Source organism: Roseovarius marisflavi (genome assembly GCF_900142625.1).
Classification (GTDB): domain Bacteria; phylum Pseudomonadota; class Alphaproteobacteria; order Rhodobacterales; family Rhodobacteraceae; genus Roseovarius; species Roseovarius marisflavi.
In genome coordinates this window covers 35,122-49,508 of record NZ_FRBN01000011.1, presented here as the reverse complement: position 1 = coordinate 49,508, position 14,387 = coordinate 35,122, and the positions used below count along the sequence as shown (strand labels likewise).

General features: G+C 61.3%; 18 protein-coding genes. 10 read left to right on the top strand and 8 right to left on the bottom strand.

The genetic code is table 11. The annotated features are described in order from the left end of the window. Both BUB78_RS11165 and BUB78_RS11160 read left to right on the top strand, forming a co-directional pair. On the top strand, nt 1-804 hold the full coding sequence (locus BUB78_RS11165; RefSeq protein ID WP_073198156.1) for a DUF4336 domain-containing protein: 804 nt from the start codon (nt 1-3) through the stop codon (nt 802-804). Between the two features lie 84 nt (nt 805-888). Then, nucleotides 889-1,854 carry a DUF3179 domain-containing protein gene (locus tag BUB78_RS11160; RefSeq protein ID WP_073198243.1) on the top strand — a complete coding sequence of 322 codons (966 nt, stop codon included), beginning with the start codon at nt 889-891 and terminating at the stop codon, nt 1,852-1,854. Here the strand turns inward: BUB78_RS11160 and BUB78_RS20915 are convergent. Continuing rightward, entirely contained in the window at nt 1,851-2,006 is a 156-nt protein-coding gene (locus BUB78_RS20915) for a hypothetical protein (protein WP_220084003.1), read from the bottom strand. The genes BUB78_RS11160 and BUB78_RS20915 overlap by 4 nt on opposite strands. Before the next feature lie 136 nt (nt 2,007-2,142). Here BUB78_RS20915 and BUB78_RS11155 point away from each other — a divergent pair, with 136 nt between their 5' ends. Further along, nucleotides 2,143-3,453: a DEAD/DEAH box helicase gene (locus BUB78_RS11155; RefSeq protein WP_073198242.1), complete on the top strand. Its 1,311-nt coding sequence runs from the start codon at nt 2,143-2,145 to the stop codon at nt 3,451-3,453. Between the two features lie 49 nt (nt 3,454-3,502). On the opposite strand, the gene BUB78_RS11150 is transcribed toward BUB78_RS11155, so the two are convergent. The 3 genes from BUB78_RS11150 to BUB78_RS11140 are packed head-to-tail and all read right to left on the bottom strand — an operon-like array spanning nt 3,503 to nt 6,340. Beyond that, nucleotides 3,503-4,924 (bottom strand): protein adenylyltransferase SelO, encoded by a 1,422-nt coding sequence (locus tag BUB78_RS11150; RefSeq protein WP_073198153.1) that lies wholly within the window; start codon nt 4,922-4,924, stop codon nt 3,503-3,505. A 31-nt stretch (nt 4,925-4,955) separates the two neighbouring features. Beyond that, nucleotides 4,956-5,402: a GNAT family N-acetyltransferase gene (locus BUB78_RS11145; RefSeq protein WP_073198151.1), complete on the bottom strand. Its 447-nt coding sequence runs from the start codon at nt 5,400-5,402 to the stop codon at nt 4,956-4,958. Next, nucleotides 5,399-6,340, bottom strand: coding sequence for a nucleoside hydrolase (locus tag BUB78_RS11140; protein WP_073198241.1), 942 nt, complete (start codon nt 6,338-6,340; stop codon nt 5,399-5,401). The genes BUB78_RS11145 and BUB78_RS11140 overlap by 4 nt, the downstream gene beginning before the upstream one ends. Before the next feature lie 321 nt (nt 6,341-6,661). On the opposite strand from BUB78_RS11140, the gene ihfB reads away from it, so the two are divergent. From ihfB to trpB, 6 genes are all read left to right on the top strand, one after another. Beyond that, nucleotides 6,662-6,943, top strand: coding sequence for an integration host factor subunit beta (gene ihfB / locus BUB78_RS11135; protein ID WP_073198149.1), 282 nt, complete (start codon nt 6,662-6,664; stop codon nt 6,941-6,943). Between the two features lie 3 nt (nt 6,944-6,946). Next, a complete protein-coding gene (locus BUB78_RS11130; protein ID WP_073198147.1) occupies nt 6,947-7,297 on the top strand; it encodes a lipopolysaccharide assembly protein LapA domain-containing protein in 351 nt (116 codons plus the stop codon). 8 nt (nt 7,298-7,305) lie between these two features. After that, nucleotides 7,306-7,953, top strand: a complete 648-nt coding sequence (locus BUB78_RS11125) for a phosphoribosylanthranilate isomerase (protein ID WP_073198145.1) — start codon at nt 7,306-7,308, stop codon at nt 7,951-7,953. After that, entirely contained in the window at nt 7,944-8,396 is a 453-nt protein-coding gene (locus BUB78_RS11120) for a GNAT family N-acetyltransferase (protein WP_073198143.1), read from the top strand. Before BUB78_RS11125 ends, BUB78_RS11120 begins: the two co-directional genes overlap by 10 nt. A 63-nt stretch (nt 8,397-8,459) precedes the next feature. Then, a complete protein-coding gene (locus BUB78_RS11115) occupies nt 8,460-9,089 on the top strand; it encodes a class I SAM-dependent DNA methyltransferase (RefSeq protein ID WP_073198141.1) in 630 nt (209 codons plus the stop codon). A 118-nt stretch (nt 9,090-9,207) separates the two neighbouring features. Next, nucleotides 9,208-10,434 carry a tryptophan synthase subunit beta gene (gene trpB, locus BUB78_RS11110; protein WP_073198139.1) on the top strand — a complete coding sequence of 409 codons (1,227 nt, stop codon included), beginning with the start codon at nt 9,208-9,210 and terminating at the stop codon, nt 10,432-10,434. 81 nt (nt 10,435-10,515) lie between these two features. On the opposite strand, the gene BUB78_RS11105 is transcribed toward trpB, so the two are convergent. From BUB78_RS11105 to pth, 3 genes are all read right to left on the bottom strand, one after another. After that, nucleotides 10,516-10,893, bottom strand: a complete 378-nt coding sequence (locus tag BUB78_RS11105) for a DUF2237 family protein (RefSeq protein WP_073198137.1) — start codon at nt 10,891-10,893, stop codon at nt 10,516-10,518. Nucleotides 10,894-10,954: 61 nt separating this feature from the next. Further along, nucleotides 10,955-12,118 carry a serine hydrolase domain-containing protein gene (locus BUB78_RS11100; RefSeq protein WP_073198135.1) on the bottom strand — a complete coding sequence of 388 codons (1,164 nt, stop codon included), beginning with the start codon at nt 12,116-12,118 and terminating at the stop codon, nt 10,955-10,957. A 74-nt stretch (nt 12,119-12,192) separates the two neighbouring features. Next, a complete protein-coding gene (pth, locus tag BUB78_RS11095) occupies nt 12,193-12,882 on the bottom strand; it encodes an aminoacyl-tRNA hydrolase (RefSeq protein WP_073198133.1) in 690 nt (229 codons plus the stop codon). Between the two features lie 76 nt (nt 12,883-12,958). Here pth and BUB78_RS11090 point away from each other — a divergent pair, with 76 nt between their 5' ends. Beyond that, complete coding sequence (locus BUB78_RS11090) at nt 12,959-13,639, top strand: FkbM family methyltransferase (RefSeq protein ID WP_073198131.1); 681 nt, start codon at nt 12,959-12,961, stop codon at nt 13,637-13,639. 76 nt (nt 13,640-13,715) lie between these two features. Here BUB78_RS11090 and BUB78_RS11085 read toward each other — a convergent pair whose 3' ends face one another. After that, nucleotides 13,716-14,369, bottom strand: a complete 654-nt coding sequence (locus BUB78_RS11085; RefSeq protein WP_073198129.1) for a 50S ribosomal protein L25/general stress protein Ctc — start codon at nt 14,367-14,369, stop codon at nt 13,716-13,718. Between the last annotated feature and the right edge of the window lie 18 nt (nt 14,370-14,387).

Below are 14,387 nucleotides of genomic sequence, written 5' to 3'. Positions count from 1 at the left end.
GTGACGCAGGCCACCGGATACGAGCCGCTCAATACCCTCAAGCCTTTGGCCGAGGGGATCTGGATTGTTGATGGGCCTGCGGTCAAGTCCTGCGGGTTTCCGTTTTCCACCCGCGCCACGGTCGTGCGGCTGGAGAACGGGGATTTGTGGGTGCATTCCCCCACTCAGATGACTGAGGGCCTGCGCGCCGAATTGGACGCGCTTGGCCCGGTGGCGCATCTGATTGCGCCAAATTGGGCGCATTACACGCACCTCAAGGACTGGCAGGCGGCCTATCCGCGCGCCAAGGTCTGGGCGGCGCCCGGCGTGGTGGAACGCGCCGCTAAGAAGGGCGTCACGCTCGCAGTGGACCGCAAGCTCAAGCCGGATCGCGCCGAGGCGCCGTGGAAAGGCCAGCTTGAACAATTGATTGTGGCCGGTAGCAAGATCCACCGCGAGGCGGTGTTTTTTCACAAGGCGAGCCGCACGCTTATCCTCACCGACCTGATCGAGAATATCGAGACCGCAAAGCTTGCGGCGCGGTTTCGCCCGTTTGTCTGGCTCAATGGGATCGACGACACCGATGGTAAGACGCCGCCGCTCCTGCGGTGGACCTTTCGCAACAAAGAGGCGATGGCCGATAGCGTCGAGACGCTGATCGGCTGGGCGCCCGAGCGGATCGTGCTGGCGCATGGGCGCTGTTATCTGCGCGACGGCGTGGGCGAGCTTGAGCGCGCCTTTCGCAAGCTGCTGAGGGTACGAAAATGGGACCGTATTCTTGGCGATGCCAAAGAGCGCAAGGCCCGCGACGCCGCCAAGCGTTGATCGCCGGGCGTCACAATCGCGTGGGTGGGACTAGGCAAGCAGGCCGAACCCCGGCATCATTCGCGCATCCAAGGGAGGATGCCGATGACCCGTTTCCTGTCGTTCCTGAGCGCGCTTATCGTGATGGCCGGGCTTGCCCACGCCGACCCCGCCTTTTGGCGCCATGAATGGCCCGATACGAATTTCAACAAGACCAGCGTCAAGAACTGGGCCGAAATCATGTCGGGCGGGCCGCCCAGGGACGGCATTCCGGCGCTGGACGATCCGACGTTTCGCAAGGTAGGCTCCGAGCGGCGGATTTCCGGCACAGAGCCGGTGATCACGGTCGAGATGGGCGGCGCCACGCCGCGCGCCTATCCGCTGCGCTATCTGACATGGCATGAGATCGTCAACGACAGCGTCGGCGGCATTCCGATTGCGGTCACCTTCTGTCCGCTGTGCAATTCGGGCATCACCTTTGACCGGCGGATCAGGCGCGGTACGCTGCGCTTCGGGGTCACGGGCAAGCTGCGCAATTCGGACATGGTGATGTTTGACCGCGAAACCGAGAGTTGGTGGCAACAGGCGATTGGCGAGGCAATCGTGGGCGATCTGACCGGCACCCAACTCAGGGCACTGCCAAGCTGGATGGAAAGTTTCGCGCAATTCAAGGCGCGCAACCCAAGCGGCCTTGTGATGGAGCAACCGGATTATGACCGCAGCTATGGGCGCAATCCCTATGCCGGCTACGACAGTTCATCGCGCCCGTTTCTTTATAGCGGGGAAAACCCGCCGCATGGGATATCGCCGCTTGAACGGGTGGTCCGGGTCGGCAATCGCGCCTGGCCCCTGACGCGCATTCGCGAGACGGGCGGCGTGCACGAGGCGGGGGTCAGTATCAGCTGGGAAAAGGGTCAGGCCTCGGCGCTTGATCACGCGACCATCGCCAAGGGGCGCGATGTGGGCACGGTGCGGGTGCGCGACGGGCAGGGGCGCAATGTGGCCCATGACGTGATGTTCGCCTTTGCCTTTCACGCCTTTTGGCCAAAGGGCCGGTGGATGGTCCGCTAAAGCGCGATTTCACGCTGGTTTTCAACGCCAAGCTTGACTTTGAGGCGCCGTGCCCTCATATGCCAGTCAACCGACATTTCCTGCCGCGTGAGCAGTGCCGCCAAAAATTGGCCGCCTAGTAATGAAATGTCGCGGATTAATCCCAAAATCACGCGTGGGGTCAAACGTCTGCTGGGCAGCGGGGCAATCGGCCTTGGGCTTTGGCGCAGACGCAACCACGATAGCGGGCGGCCATGGGGCCTGTCCGTCACGGTCTGCGGCATTTGCCCGGGCCCGAAAGGATATGAATTGAACCTTTTTCAGGAAATGGGTCTGCCGACCGAGCTTGTGCGCAAACTTGGCGCCATGGGCATCACCGAGCCGACACCGATCCAGACACATGCCATCCCGCATGCCCTCAACGGCTTTGACGTGATGGGGCTTGCGCAGACAGGCACCGGCAAGACCGCCGCTTTTGGTCTGCCGCTTCTGGCGCAGCTTATTGAAATGCCCGGCAAACCCTCGCCGAAATCCGTGCGCAGCCTGATCCTAGCGCCGACCCGCGAATTGGCCGGCCAGATCCGCGACGCGCTTTTCCCGCTGGTCAAGGACACGCCGATCAAGATCGGTGTTGTGGTTGGCGGCACCTCGATCAGCGCCCAGATCAAGCGGCTTGATCGCGGCACCGACATTCTTGTGGCGACACCCGGTCGCTTGCTCGACCTTCTGGATCGCCGCGCGCTTCGTCTTGACGAAACCCGCTTTCTGGTGCTCGACGAGGCCGATCAGATGCTTGATCTCGGCTTTATCCACGCCCTGCGCCGGATCGCCAGCCTGATCCCGGCAGAGCGTCAGACCATGCTGTTTTCGGCCACCATGCCCAAGCAGATGGAAGAAATCGCAAGCACCTACCTCAAGCATCCCAAGCGGGTACAGGTCAGCCCGCCGGGCAAGGCCGCCGACAAGATCACGCAAGAGCTTCACTTTGTCGCCAAGGCGGCCAAGCCCGACCTTTTGATCGAAATGCTGGGCAAGCACAAAGACGAGCTGGCACTTGTGTTCGGGCGCACGAAACATGGCTCGGACAAGCTTGCGCGCAAGCTTGAGCAGGCCGGTTTCAAGGTGGCCGCGATCCATGGCAACAAAAGCCAGGGTCAGCGCGATCGGGCGTTGAAAGCGTTCCGGGATGGTCAGGTCAAAGTGCTTGTCGCCACCGATGTGGCGGCGCGCGGGCTTGATATTCCGGACGTCAAGCACGTCTATAATTTCGAGCTGCCGAATGTGCCCGACAACTATATCCACCGGATCGGGCGCACCGCACGTGCGGGCCGTGACGGCTGTGCGATTGCCTTTTGCGCCCCCGATGAAATGGGTGAATTGAAGGATATTCAAAAGGTTATGGGTATTTCCATCCCCGTCGCCTCTGGTCGCCCGTGGGAGGTTCTGCCTGATCCGAAGGCCAAGAAACAACCCTCTGGCCGGGGTGGCCCGCGTCGTCGCAGTGGCGGCGGTGGTGGCGGTGCCGGTGGTGGCAAGCCCGGATTCGCACAGGGTAAACCGGCGGGCGGCAATCGCCGTCGGGGCAAGCCCGGCGGTGGCCCGCGCGCCAACGCGGCCTAAGATTTGAAACGGCGCCGGGGACATCCTCGGCGCCGCTTTTAATTGGGGGTCAGGTGCCGCAAAAGGTGTTCTGCACCACTTCGTCGGGCTTTGGCGGGCGGGCAAGATCGCTTGCCTCCGGCTGATCCAGGCAGGGATGCGCAAGCACCTTCAAAAGCCGCTCGAACGGGGCGAAATCGCCCGATACGGCGGCCTCGTTCATCTGTTCAACCCGATGATTTCGCGGGATAAAGGCTGGGTTGGCCGTGGCCATCACGCCTTCTGGGTCATCCTCTGAGGTCAGGCGCGCGCGCCACTGCGACTCCCAATTGTCAAACGCCGCAGGATCAAGAAACTGATCGCGGGCCTTGCCGGTGAGAAGCGCGCGGAAGGTATTGGTGAAATCGGCGCGGTTCTCGGCCATCCGCGCCAGAAGATCACCGATCAGCGGGGCGTCACCCGCACCGGCCTTGGCGATCCCGATCTTGCGCCCGAAGGCGCGGCGCCATTCGGTTTCGATCTGATCGGGCATGGCGTGGACAAGGGCGGTAAATTCCTCGATCGCCTCATCCTGATCCGGCATGAGCGGCACCAGCGCCGTGGCAAACTGCGCCATGTTCCAGACGATGACATGCGCCTGATTGTCATAGGCATAGCGCCCTTGAACGTCGATCGAGCTAAACACGGTCTGGGGATGATAAACGTCCATGAAGGCGCAGGGGCCGTAATCGATGGTTTCGCCGGAAATCGCGGTATTGTCGGTGTTCATCACGCCGTGAATAAAGCCGACCGACATCCAGCCCGCGACAAGTTTTGCCTGGCGGCGGATCACTTCGGCCAGCAAATGCGCCGGGCCTTCGACATGCGGATAATGGCGCGCGACCGCATAGTCATAGAGCGCGCGCAGCCCCTCAATATCGCGCCGCGCCGCGAAATACTGAAACGTGCCAACCCGCAGATGGCTTGCCGCGACCCGCGTCAGGATCGCACCGGGCAGACCGCCCGCCTCGCGGTAAACCGCCTCGCCCGTAGCCACGGCGGCTAGCGCGCGTGTCGTCGGCAGGCCAAAGGCGTGCATCGCCTCGGAGACCACGTATTCGCGCAGCACCGGCCCAAGCCAGGCGCGCCCGTCGCCCATCCGGCTATAGGGCGTGGGGCCCGAGCCTTTGAGCTGAATATCGCGGCGCTGACCGGTGGTATCAATCACTTCGCCAAGCAAAAGCGCGCGACCATCGCCAAGCTGCGGAGAAAAGCCGCCGAACTGATGCCCGGCATAGACCTGCGCCAGTGGTTCGGAGCCGGGGGCGACAAGATTGCCGGAAAGCACCTTGGCGGTCTCACCCGGCGTGCCCGGAACGATGCCCAGTTCGACGGCCAAAGCATCGTTGAACCGGATCATTTTCGGGGCCTTCACCGGCACGGCGGTTTGACGTGTGAAGAACCGCGCAGGCAAGCGCGCATAGCTGTTTTGAAAGGGGATATTCATAGACATTGACCTAAGGTAAGGCATTCGCCGGAAATTGCTACATCTCGCGGGTCAATAAGCTGTACTCGTCACGCGGTAAGAACCGCAGTTTTTCATAAAGTTTGCGCGCCCTCGTGTTGTCGCGGCGCACCTCAAGATGCAGCGCCTTCAATCCGGCCCCGGCAAGCGCCTTGGGCAGGGCGCCCATCACTTCGCTGCCAATCCCGCGCCCGCGCACGCCGGGACGGATATAAAGCTCGTCAACAAAGCCGTCGAGGCCGGCAAATTCCACCGACCAGCCGAAGCTTATCACGATATAACCGATCGGCGCGCGTCCGAGCCCGATCAGATAGATCGCACCATGCGGGCTTCCTTGCAGAAGCGGCATCAGCGCGGTGTGGCGCTTGGCTTCATCCTGGGTAATGTCCGTCTCTTCGTGAAAGGCCCGCACGAGCGGGGCGAGGCGGTCAAGGTCTTCGGGTTTTGCAAGATTAAGCGCCGTCATAACCGGGCCAGCCTTTCTATAAGAAGGTCAAAAAAGCCTTCTGTATCAATGTCATGGATAAAGGTCGCATTAGGCGGGCGGCCGGTGTTGCCCCACCAGTCGGTGACGGTCATGCCCATGGTCAGTTCTGACTGGGTTTCGATCATCACATTGACCCGGCGGCCCTTGAACAGCTCAGGCTTCAGCAGCCAGGCGATTGTACAGGGATCATGCAGCGGCGCGCCATCTTCGCCATATCGTTCGGGGTTATAGCGCTCGAAAAACCCGGTCAGATCGGCCACGGCGCGCCCCACCGGCGTGCCGATGGCGCGCAGGGCGGCATTGCGTGCGCGGGTCACAAGCGCCTTGTGGGTGACATCAAGCGGCACCATCACAAGCGGCACCCCGGCGCCAAAGACGATCTCGGCGGCTTGGGGATCAACGTGAATATTGAACTCAGCCACCGGGGTAACATTGCCCTGGGCAAAATGCGCGCCCCCCATAAGAACGATTTCCTGTACCTTTCCAATGATATCCGGGGCGCTCTTAAATGCGGTCGCGATATTGGTGAGCGGCCCGATTGGTACGAGTGTCACGCTCTTGGCCGGGCGTTCGCGCAGGGTATCGATGACGAAATCGACCGCGTGCCTCTCCTGAAGCGGCATGATCGGTGCCGGAAGGTTCGGCCCGTCAAGACCCGAACGGCCATGCACATGCTCGGCGGTCACAAGGTCCCGGCCAAGGGGGCGGTCACATCCGGCATGGACAAGCACATTAGCCTTGCCCGCCAACTCACAGATAATAAGCGCATTTCTGGTGGTCATCTCCAGAGGAACATTGCCTGCGACACAGGTGATTCCAAGAACCTCAAGCGCATCGGGACAGGCCAGGGCGAGCAATATCGCCACGGCGTCATCCTGGCCGGGGTCGGTGTCGATGATGATCTGGCGTGCGGTCATTACGGTCTCTTTTGATTTCGCAAACCATGCGGCGGGCGCGGGCAAATGTCCACCGGTCTGGCGCCTGCCTGCGCGTGCGCCCGCCGATGCCCGGCCCGTGCGAATCAAATCTGATGCCGCGCCGCAGAAAAGTCCGCGCCATGGGGCCGATCCCTTGCATGAGATGGGCAATGCCGGAGAAATCATCACCCAAGGGGCAAATATTTCATATATTTCCGCCCCTTGGGCCCGGCTTTCTGTTTGGGTTTGGCGCCATTGTGCGTATAGTCATGCCAACTGCCACAACCTAAAAAAGCAAAATGGCCGGGGGAGAAACCACCGATGATCCGATCAGAACTGATTCAGAAAATTGCCGATGAAAACCCGCATCTCTATCAGCGTGACGTCGAGCGTATCGTAAACACCATTTTCAACGAGATTACCGATGCCATGGCCAGCGGTAACCGGGTCGAGCTTCGCGGCTTTGGCGCCTTTTCGGTGAAACAGCGAGATGCGCGGACCGGGCGCAATCCGCGCACCGGCGAAAGTGTTCAGGTCGAGGAAAAGCATGTGCCGTTTTTCAAGACGGGCAAGCTCTTGCGTGACAGGCTGAACGGGAAATAATCCATGCGCTATATCCGCTATGCCTCGATTGCGATTTTCGCCATTGCGCTTGTTCTGATCGCTCTTGCAAACCGCGCGCCCGTGACTTTGCGGGTGCTGCCGGATGAAATGGCGGGATTGGCGGCGCTTAATCCGACCTATGAAATGCCGCTGTTCCTGGTGATTTTCCTGGGCATTCTGGCCGGTTTGATTGTCGGCTTTATCTGGGAATGGATCCGCGAGGCGGGCGAACGTGCCGCTGCCGCCCGCCAGGCGCGCGAACTTGCAAGCCTGCGCGCCGAGGTCAAGCGCCTCAAGGGTGAAAAGCATCAGGGCAAGGATGAGGTTCTGGCGCTTTTGGAACAGGCCAGCTAAAAGGCCGCATGGCGAAAGATATCCGTGTAAAAATCTGTGGTCTGACGTCCGCGCGCGATGTCTCTGCTGCCGTTGCGGCGGGGGCGGCTTACGTCGGCTTTGTGTTCTTCGAGAAATCGCCGCGCAATCTCGGGCTTGAGCAGGCGGCGGCGCTTGCTCTGCCTGTGCCCCCCGGCGTGGCCAAGGTGGCGCTGACGGTGGATGCGGATGATGCCGCGCTTGATGCGCTGACCGCCGCCGTGCCGCTCGATTTTCTTCAGCTTCATGGTCACGAGACGCCCGAGCGCGTGCGCGAGGTCAAGGCGCGCTATGGTCTGCCGGTGATCAAGGCGATTGGCGTGGCCGAGGCCGATGACCTTGCCCAGATCGAGATTTACGCCCGCGTGGCCGATCAGCTTTTGATCGACGCCAAGCCGCCCAAGGGCGCCACGCGTCCGGGTGGCAACGCGCTTGCCTTTGACTGGACGCTGATTGCGGGGCGGCGCTGGACACTGCCCTGGCTTTTGGCGGGCGGGCTTGTCCCCGAGAACGTGGCGGAGGCGATCAAACTGACCGGCGCACGGCAGCTTGACGTGTCGTCGGGGGTCGAGAGCGCGCCGGGGATCAAGGACCCGGCGCTGATCCGCGCCTTTATCGAGGCGGCGACATGCAGCTGAGGTTTCGCCATGGGCGCCGCGAGGATGTGGCGGCGGTGGTGGCCTTGCTCGCCGATGACCAGTTGGGGCAGGGGCGTGAGAAGGGCGATCTTGCGATCTATCTTGCAGCCTTTGACGCGATGCAGGCCGAGGGCAACAACCATCTGATCGTCGGGGTGGATGCGGCCGAGACCGTGCTTGCGACCTATCAGCTGACCTTTATCAGCGGGCTGTCGCTTGCGGCGTCGCGCCGTGCGCAGGTGGAAAGCGTGCGCATTGCAAGCGCTCTGCGGGGGCAAGGGCTTGGCCATCAGATGTTCGCGGATGTCGAGGCCCGCGCGCGCGCCGCCGGGTGCTCGCTTATCCAGCTCACCATGAACCAGACCCGCACCGACAGCCGCCGGTTCTACGAGAGCCTTGGCTTCACCGCCTCGCATTTCGGCTTTAAGCGCGCGCTTGACTAGGCCCTTTGGTTGACAGCGCTGCGGACAGGCAGGATGCTTTGTTCGAAACCACCGGAGGCAAAAATGACCCGCGATCCTGATGACCTAAGTGATGTTTATGGCGCCAAAACGCCCGATCAGTCGCGCGCGCTCTATAACGATTGGGCGCAAAGCTATGACGCCGACAACCTCAAGCGCGGCTTTCGCCTGCCGTCGCTTGGCGCGGGGATGTTCGCGCGCCACATGGGGCTGACGGATGGGCCCGTGCTTGATGCGGCCTGCGGCACCGGGCTTGTCGGGGAAAGCCTGGCAATCATGGGCTATGGGGCGATCTTGGGCTGTGATCTGTCGCCCGCCATGCTGGCGGCGGCGCGCCAAACCGGGGCTTATCACGATCTGGTCGAGGCCGACATGGGCGAGGGGGTGCCGTTCGAGGATGAGACCTTCGCGGGCTTTACCTGCCTCGGGGCGTTCGGGCCCGGTCACGCCCCGCCCGAGAGCCTTATCCACCTGAGCCGGGTCACGCGGTCCGGCGGGATCGGGGTTTTCAACCTTCTTGATGCGACCTGGAAAGAGCAGGGGTTTCAATCCGTGCTGGAATCGCTGGTCGATAGCGGTCAGGTCCGGATCATCCAGCGCTCGCAACCCTTCCTGCCGTTTCTGCTGGCCGAGCCTGATCTGTGGTCGCGGCTCTACGTGATCCGCCGCAGTTAAGCGCGACCTGGATTTTTCGCCGAAAAATCTCGACTGCGGCAGGGCCGCTTTTCGCTGGAAAATCCTGAGCGCGTCCCATATTCATCCTCAACACATCCAGGATGAGAAGGCCCTTGCAATGAACGATCTTTTCAACAGCTTCATGACCGGCCCCGATGAAAAGGGTCGCTTTGGCGATTTTGGCGGGCGCTTCGTATCTGAGACGCTGATGCCGCTTATCCTGGAGTTGGAAGAGCAATACGAGCGCGCCAAGACCGATGATGAGTTCTGGGCCGAGATGCACGATCTCTGGACGCATTATGTCGGTCGCCCCAGCCCGCTTTACTATGCCGACCGGCTGACCCAGCATTTTGGCGGGGCCAAGATTTATCTCAAGCGCGACGAGTTGAACCATACCGGCGCGCATAAGATCAACAACGTGCTGGGACAGATCATTCTGGCCCGCCGTATGGGCAAGAAACGCATCATTGCCGAAACCGGCGCGGGCCAGCACGGCGTGGCCACCGCCACCGTCTGTGCCAAGTTCGGGCTGCAATGCGTGGTCTACATGGGCGCGCATGATGTCGAGCGTCAGGCGCCGAACGTGTTTCGCATGCGGCTTTTGGGGGCCGAGGTTGTGCCGGTGACATCCGGACGCGGCACGCTCAAGGACGCCATGAACGATGCGCTGCGCGATTGGGTGACCAATGTGCGCGACACCTTTTATTGCATCGGCACGGTTGCCGGCCCGCATCCTTACCCGGCGATGGTGCGCGATTTCCAGTCGATCATCGGCAAGGAAGTGCGCGAACAGATGCAGGCCGCCGAAGGCCGTCTTCCCGACACGCTGATTGCGGCGATCGGCGGCGGGTCGAACGCCATGGGCCTGTTCTATCCCTTCCTTGACGACAAAGAAGTCAACATCATCGGCGTCGAGGCCGGCGGCCTTGGCGTCAACGAAAAGATGCAGCATTGCGCCTCGCTGACCGGCGGGCGGCCGGGGGTCTTGCATGGCAACCGCACCTATCTTTTGCAGGATGACGATGGCCAGATCCTTGAGGGGCATTCGATTTCAGCGGGCCTCGATTATCCCGGAATCGGCCCCGAGCATAGCTGGCTGCATGAAACCAAGCGCGCGCAATATGTCTCGATCACAGACAAGGAGGCGCTTGAGGCGTTTCAGCTGAGCTGTGCGATGGAAGGCATCATTCCCGCGCTTGAGCCAAGCCATGCGCTTGCCCATGTGATGAAGATCGCGCCGACCCTGCCCAAGGACCACCTGTTGGTGATGAATATGTGCGGCCGCGGCGACAAGGATATATTCACCGTCGCCAAACACCTTGGCTTTGACATGAGCGGCGCCTGAGTCGACCCGACCTTTCAGCGAAAATCGCCAGGCGGGTGGGTCACACCGGCCTGGCGGACACCCATGTCCCGAGACAGCATATCATTGCGTCTTGGCGTTTTCTTCAAGGATCGCCAGCGGAACGATATCGAGTGCGCGCATGTGGGTGGCCGCAAGGCGCACCTTGGGCGCGCAGCCCTCGTCATGGGCCTGAAGAAAGCGCGCAGCACAAAGACACCATTGATCCCCCGGCTTGAGCCCGGCAAAGCCAAACTCGGGCTTGGGCGTGCTCAGGTCATTGCCGACATATTTGGAAAAGGCCAGAAACTCGGCCGTCATCAGCGCACAGACCGTGTGGCTTCCCTGATCCTGGGCGCAGGTGTTGCAATGGCCATCCCGGAAAAACCCGGTGACAGGCTCGTTTGAACAGGGCTCAAGATCCGTGCCCATGACATTGATGGCGGGGTCTTTTTCGATCATTGCGCGGGGCCTCTCTTTCGATCACGAGCCTAGCGTGGAATGTGGCCCCGTCAATGGCCGTCTATAGCGCGTCGTTGATGGCGCGCAGCATGGCGATGTTGGCGTCATGCACGCCGGGGTCGCGAAAATTGCGGTCGGCCGCAGTGACGACAATCACCACATCGGTGTTCTGGTCGATGAAAATATACTGGCCATAGATACCGCGCGCGATGAATTGGCCGTCGGGCGCGCCCTTGGGAATCCACCATTGATAGGCATAGCCGATCTTGCCGGGCAGGGTGGGCGCGCTTGCCTCGGTCGAGGCGCGCAGCCAGTCCTCGGGCACCAACTGTTGGCCCTGCCACTGGCCCATCTGCTCAATCATAAGGCCAAAGCGGGCGTAATCGCGGGTGGTCAGGTTCAACCCGCCAAGCGCAAAGGCCACGCCCTTGCCATCGGTCAGGTAATAGGGCTCTGCCTCAAGCCCAAGTGGCGCGATGATCCTTTCTGACAGAAGATCGGCAAGGTCGCGCCCGGTCGCCCCGCGCAGGACCATGGCCAGAATATGGGTATCGATCGAGACATATTTCCAGCGCACGCCGGGGGCGGCGTCCCGCTCGTTCAGGCCGGCGGCAAAGCCATCCATCGTGCCGCCAAGCGCAAGCACCCGGCCCATCCGGTTGATATCGGAATTATAGTCGAGATATTCCTCGTCAAAGGTGACCCCGCTGGTCATCTGCAAGATATTACGGATCGTGGCCCCGTCATAGGCGCTGCCTTTCAGAAGGGGGGCGTAGGTGGTCACCTGATCGTCGAGCGAGGCGATCTTGCCCTCTGACACGATCACACCGAACAGGGCCGAGAGAAAGCTTTTGGCCATTGACCAGCTTATCCGGCGATCCATCCGCGTGGTGCCGAGGTAATAGCTTTCATGGACGATTCTGCCGTTCTTGAGAGCCAAAAGCGAGGTGACGTCGCGCGCGCTGATCCACTCGGCGACCTCCGGGGGCAAGCTGGCCGTGGGGCCAAGGGGCAGGGGCGAGACCGGGCCATCGCCCCGTGAAACGGGTCGATTGAGAAAGGCGTTGTTCATTCTCGAGAAATTGTGAACGATTTTATCTTCGGAAAACAGGCTGTTGACTGCCATAAGCCGGGTGATCTGTTCACGTTTCCAGATGCCGACGGCAGCACCCGCAAGCACCAGCAAGAGCAAGACCCGCGCTGTCCATTTGAAAACTACTCGCATGTCATCCCCCAAGTTTGGCCGCAAAAGATCAGTCTGATCCCAAGATTGCAAGGCTGACGCGGTGGCGACGCATTTTAGCGGAATTTATCCATCAGTTTTTGCATCGCGCTTCGGCCGTCTGAGGTGGGCGGCTCTTCCGCCTTTTCAGCCGGTCTCGCAGGGTTTTGCGCCGCGGGCTTGGGTTTTGACGGGCGCGGCGGCGAGAGGCGCTGCGCGACGGCATTCAGAAAGCGGTCCGGCTTGCCCCCGGCCAGCCAGGGCGCACCCTCCGAAATCCCGCGCAACAGGTCATCAAGCCAATCGGTGTCGGCCTTGGCAAAATCCTGAAGCACGAATTGCGCCACGCGGTCCTTGTGGCCGGGATGGCCGATGCCAAGGCGCACCCGCTGATAGGCTTCGCCGATGTGCTGGTGGATCGAGCGCAGCCCGTTGTGGCCCGCGTGGCCGCCGCCCTGTTTCACCCGCAATTTTCCGGGGGCAAGGTCAAGCTCGTCGTGAAACACCGTCACGTCGCCGGGTGTCAGCTTGTAAAACCGGATCGCTTCGCCCACCGCTTGCCCGCTCAGGTTCATGAAGGTGCCGGGTTTCAGCAGGATCACCTTGGTGCCGCCAAGCACGCCTTCCGAGACATGGCCCTGAAACTTGGCGCGCCAGGGGCCAAAGCCGTGATCCTCTGCGATCCGGTCCAGCGCCATGAAGCCGATATTATGGCGGTTTTTTTCGTATTTTGCGCCGGGATTGCCCAGACCCACGAACAGCTGCATTGCCGATGCCCTCATATTTGGTGATGCTGGTCTACGCCGCGATGCGCGGGGAATCAACGGGCAGAGGGCGCGCAGGATGGCAGAGTTCGAGATTGACGGTATTCACCTTGTGGTGCCCGATGAGATGCTGAACCCCAAGCTGTCGGACAAATTGTCAACTGGCGGCTATGAGGCGCATGAGGCGCATGCCGCGCGGATGCGCCTGCGCGAGGGGCAGCGGGTGCTGGAGCTTGGCTCTGGGATCGGCTATATCGCCTCGGTCTGCGCGAGCATCACCGGCGCCGGGAATGTGACCACGGTCGAGGGCAATCCCAACATGCTGCCGGTGATCCGGGGCAACCTCGAGCGCAACGGATTTGGCGCGGCGACCGTGCTGCACGGCGCGGTTGGTGGCATGAAGGGTGCCGCAGAGCCGATTGAATTTGATAACAAAAAGACATTTTGGGCGGCACGGATCGCGGATATGGATACCACCCCTGACTCGGTGGTGAGCGTGCCGCATCTTGGGCTTGGCGATCTGCTCAAGACCTATCGCCCGCATGTTGTAATCATGGATATCGAAGGCGCCGAAGAGCATCTGTTTGATGCGCCTTGGCCGGCCTTTGTGCGCGCGGTGATGATGGAATTGCACCCCGGGCGCTATTCCGACGTGGTGATCAAGCGGATCGTCGATTGCATGTCGGTCTCGGGGCTGACCTACGATCCGCTATCGTCGCGCGGGCGTATCCTCGGGTTTCGCCGGGTCCGCGACAGATAACAGCGCCGTCATGAAAAAACGCGACCCCGGTGTGGGGCCGCGTTTCTCGATAATAGTGCCAAGGGGCAGGGCGGTCTTACGCCTCTTCGCCTTCGCCTTCTTCGGTTGCTTCGACTGCATCTTCTTCGTCTTCGTCATCGCCGCTCGATTTAAGTGCCGACGGCGCCGAAACGTTACAGATCACAAAGTCGCGGTCGCTGATGACCAGCTTGCTGCCTTCCGGCAGATCAACGTCAGAGATGGTGACAGTGTCGCCAACATTCTCGACCTTGCCCATGTCGACGGTCAGGTGATCGGGGATTTCGCCCGCGGTCACGATCATTTCGACTTCGTTGCGCACAACGGCCATGACACCACCCTTGCGGATCGCCGGGCAGTCTTCGAGGTTGATGAACTCAACCGGGATGAACAGGTTGATCTTGGTGGTGCGGCGCAGGCGCATGAAATCGACATGCGTCGGAAGGTCTTTGACCACGTCGCGCTGAACGTCGCGGCAGATCACCCGAACGTCGTCTTGACCTTCAACCTGAAGGTTGAACAGGGTCGACTTGAAACGGCCTTTCTTGAGGCGCTTCAACAGGACGTTGAACGGGATGTTGATCGGCAACGGATCGACGTCGCCACCAAAAACGATACCCGGAACCATACCGGCGCGACGCGCCTGACGAGCGGCGCCCTTGCCTGTCCCCGTACGTTCCTGGGCCTGAAGATCAGGAATTTCTCCAGCCATGATAATTCTCCATAAATA

Bases quoted from the DNA above. Each gene is read 5' to 3' on its own strand.
- BUB78_RS11085 (WP_073198129.1), bottom strand. From the start codon at position 14,369: ATGGCTGGAGAAATTCCTGATCTTCAGGCCCAGGAACGTACGGGGACA.
- BUB78_RS11130 (WP_073198147.1), top strand. From the start codon at position 6,947: ATGCGCTATATCCGCTATGCCTCGATTGCGATTTTCGCCATTGCGCTT.
- BUB78_RS11090 (WP_073198131.1), top strand. From the start codon at position 12,959: ATGGCAGAGTTCGAGATTGACGGTATTCACCTTGTGGTGCCCGATGAG.
- BUB78_RS11105 (WP_073198137.1), bottom strand. From the start codon at position 10,893: ATGATCGAAAAAGACCCCGCCATCAATGTCATGGGCACGGATCTTGAG.
- BUB78_RS11160 (WP_073198243.1), top strand. From the start codon at position 889: ATGACCCGTTTCCTGTCGTTCCTGAGCGCGCTTATCGTGATGGCCGGG.
- BUB78_RS11150 (WP_073198153.1), bottom strand. From the start codon at position 4,924: ATGTCTATGAATATCCCCTTTCAAAACAGCTATGCGCGCTTGCCTGCG.
- trpB (WP_073198139.1), top strand. From the start codon at position 9,208: ATGAACGATCTTTTCAACAGCTTCATGACCGGCCCCGATGAAAAGGGT.
- BUB78_RS11100 (WP_073198135.1), bottom strand. From the start codon at position 12,118: ATGCGAGTAGTTTTCAAATGGACAGCGCGGGTCTTGCTCTTGCTGGTG.
- BUB78_RS11115 (WP_073198141.1), top strand. From the start codon at position 8,460: ATGACCCGCGATCCTGATGACCTAAGTGATGTTTATGGCGCCAAAACG.
- BUB78_RS11145 (WP_073198151.1), bottom strand. From the start codon at position 5,402: ATGACGGCGCTTAATCTTGCAAAACCCGAAGACCTTGACCGCCTCGCC.
- BUB78_RS11120 (WP_073198143.1), top strand. From the start codon at position 7,944: ATGCAGCTGAGGTTTCGCCATGGGCGCCGCGAGGATGTGGCGGCGGTG.
- BUB78_RS11140 (WP_073198241.1), bottom strand. From the start codon at position 6,340: ATGACCGCACGCCAGATCATCATCGACACCGACCCCGGCCAGGATGAC.
- ihfB (WP_073198149.1), top strand. From the start codon at position 6,662: ATGATCCGATCAGAACTGATTCAGAAAATTGCCGATGAAAACCCGCAT.
- pth (WP_073198133.1), bottom strand. From the start codon at position 12,882: ATGCAGCTGTTCGTGGGTCTGGGCAATCCCGGCGCAAAATACGAAAAA.
- BUB78_RS11125 (WP_073198145.1), top strand. From the start codon at position 7,306: ATGGCGAAAGATATCCGTGTAAAAATCTGTGGTCTGACGTCCGCGCGC.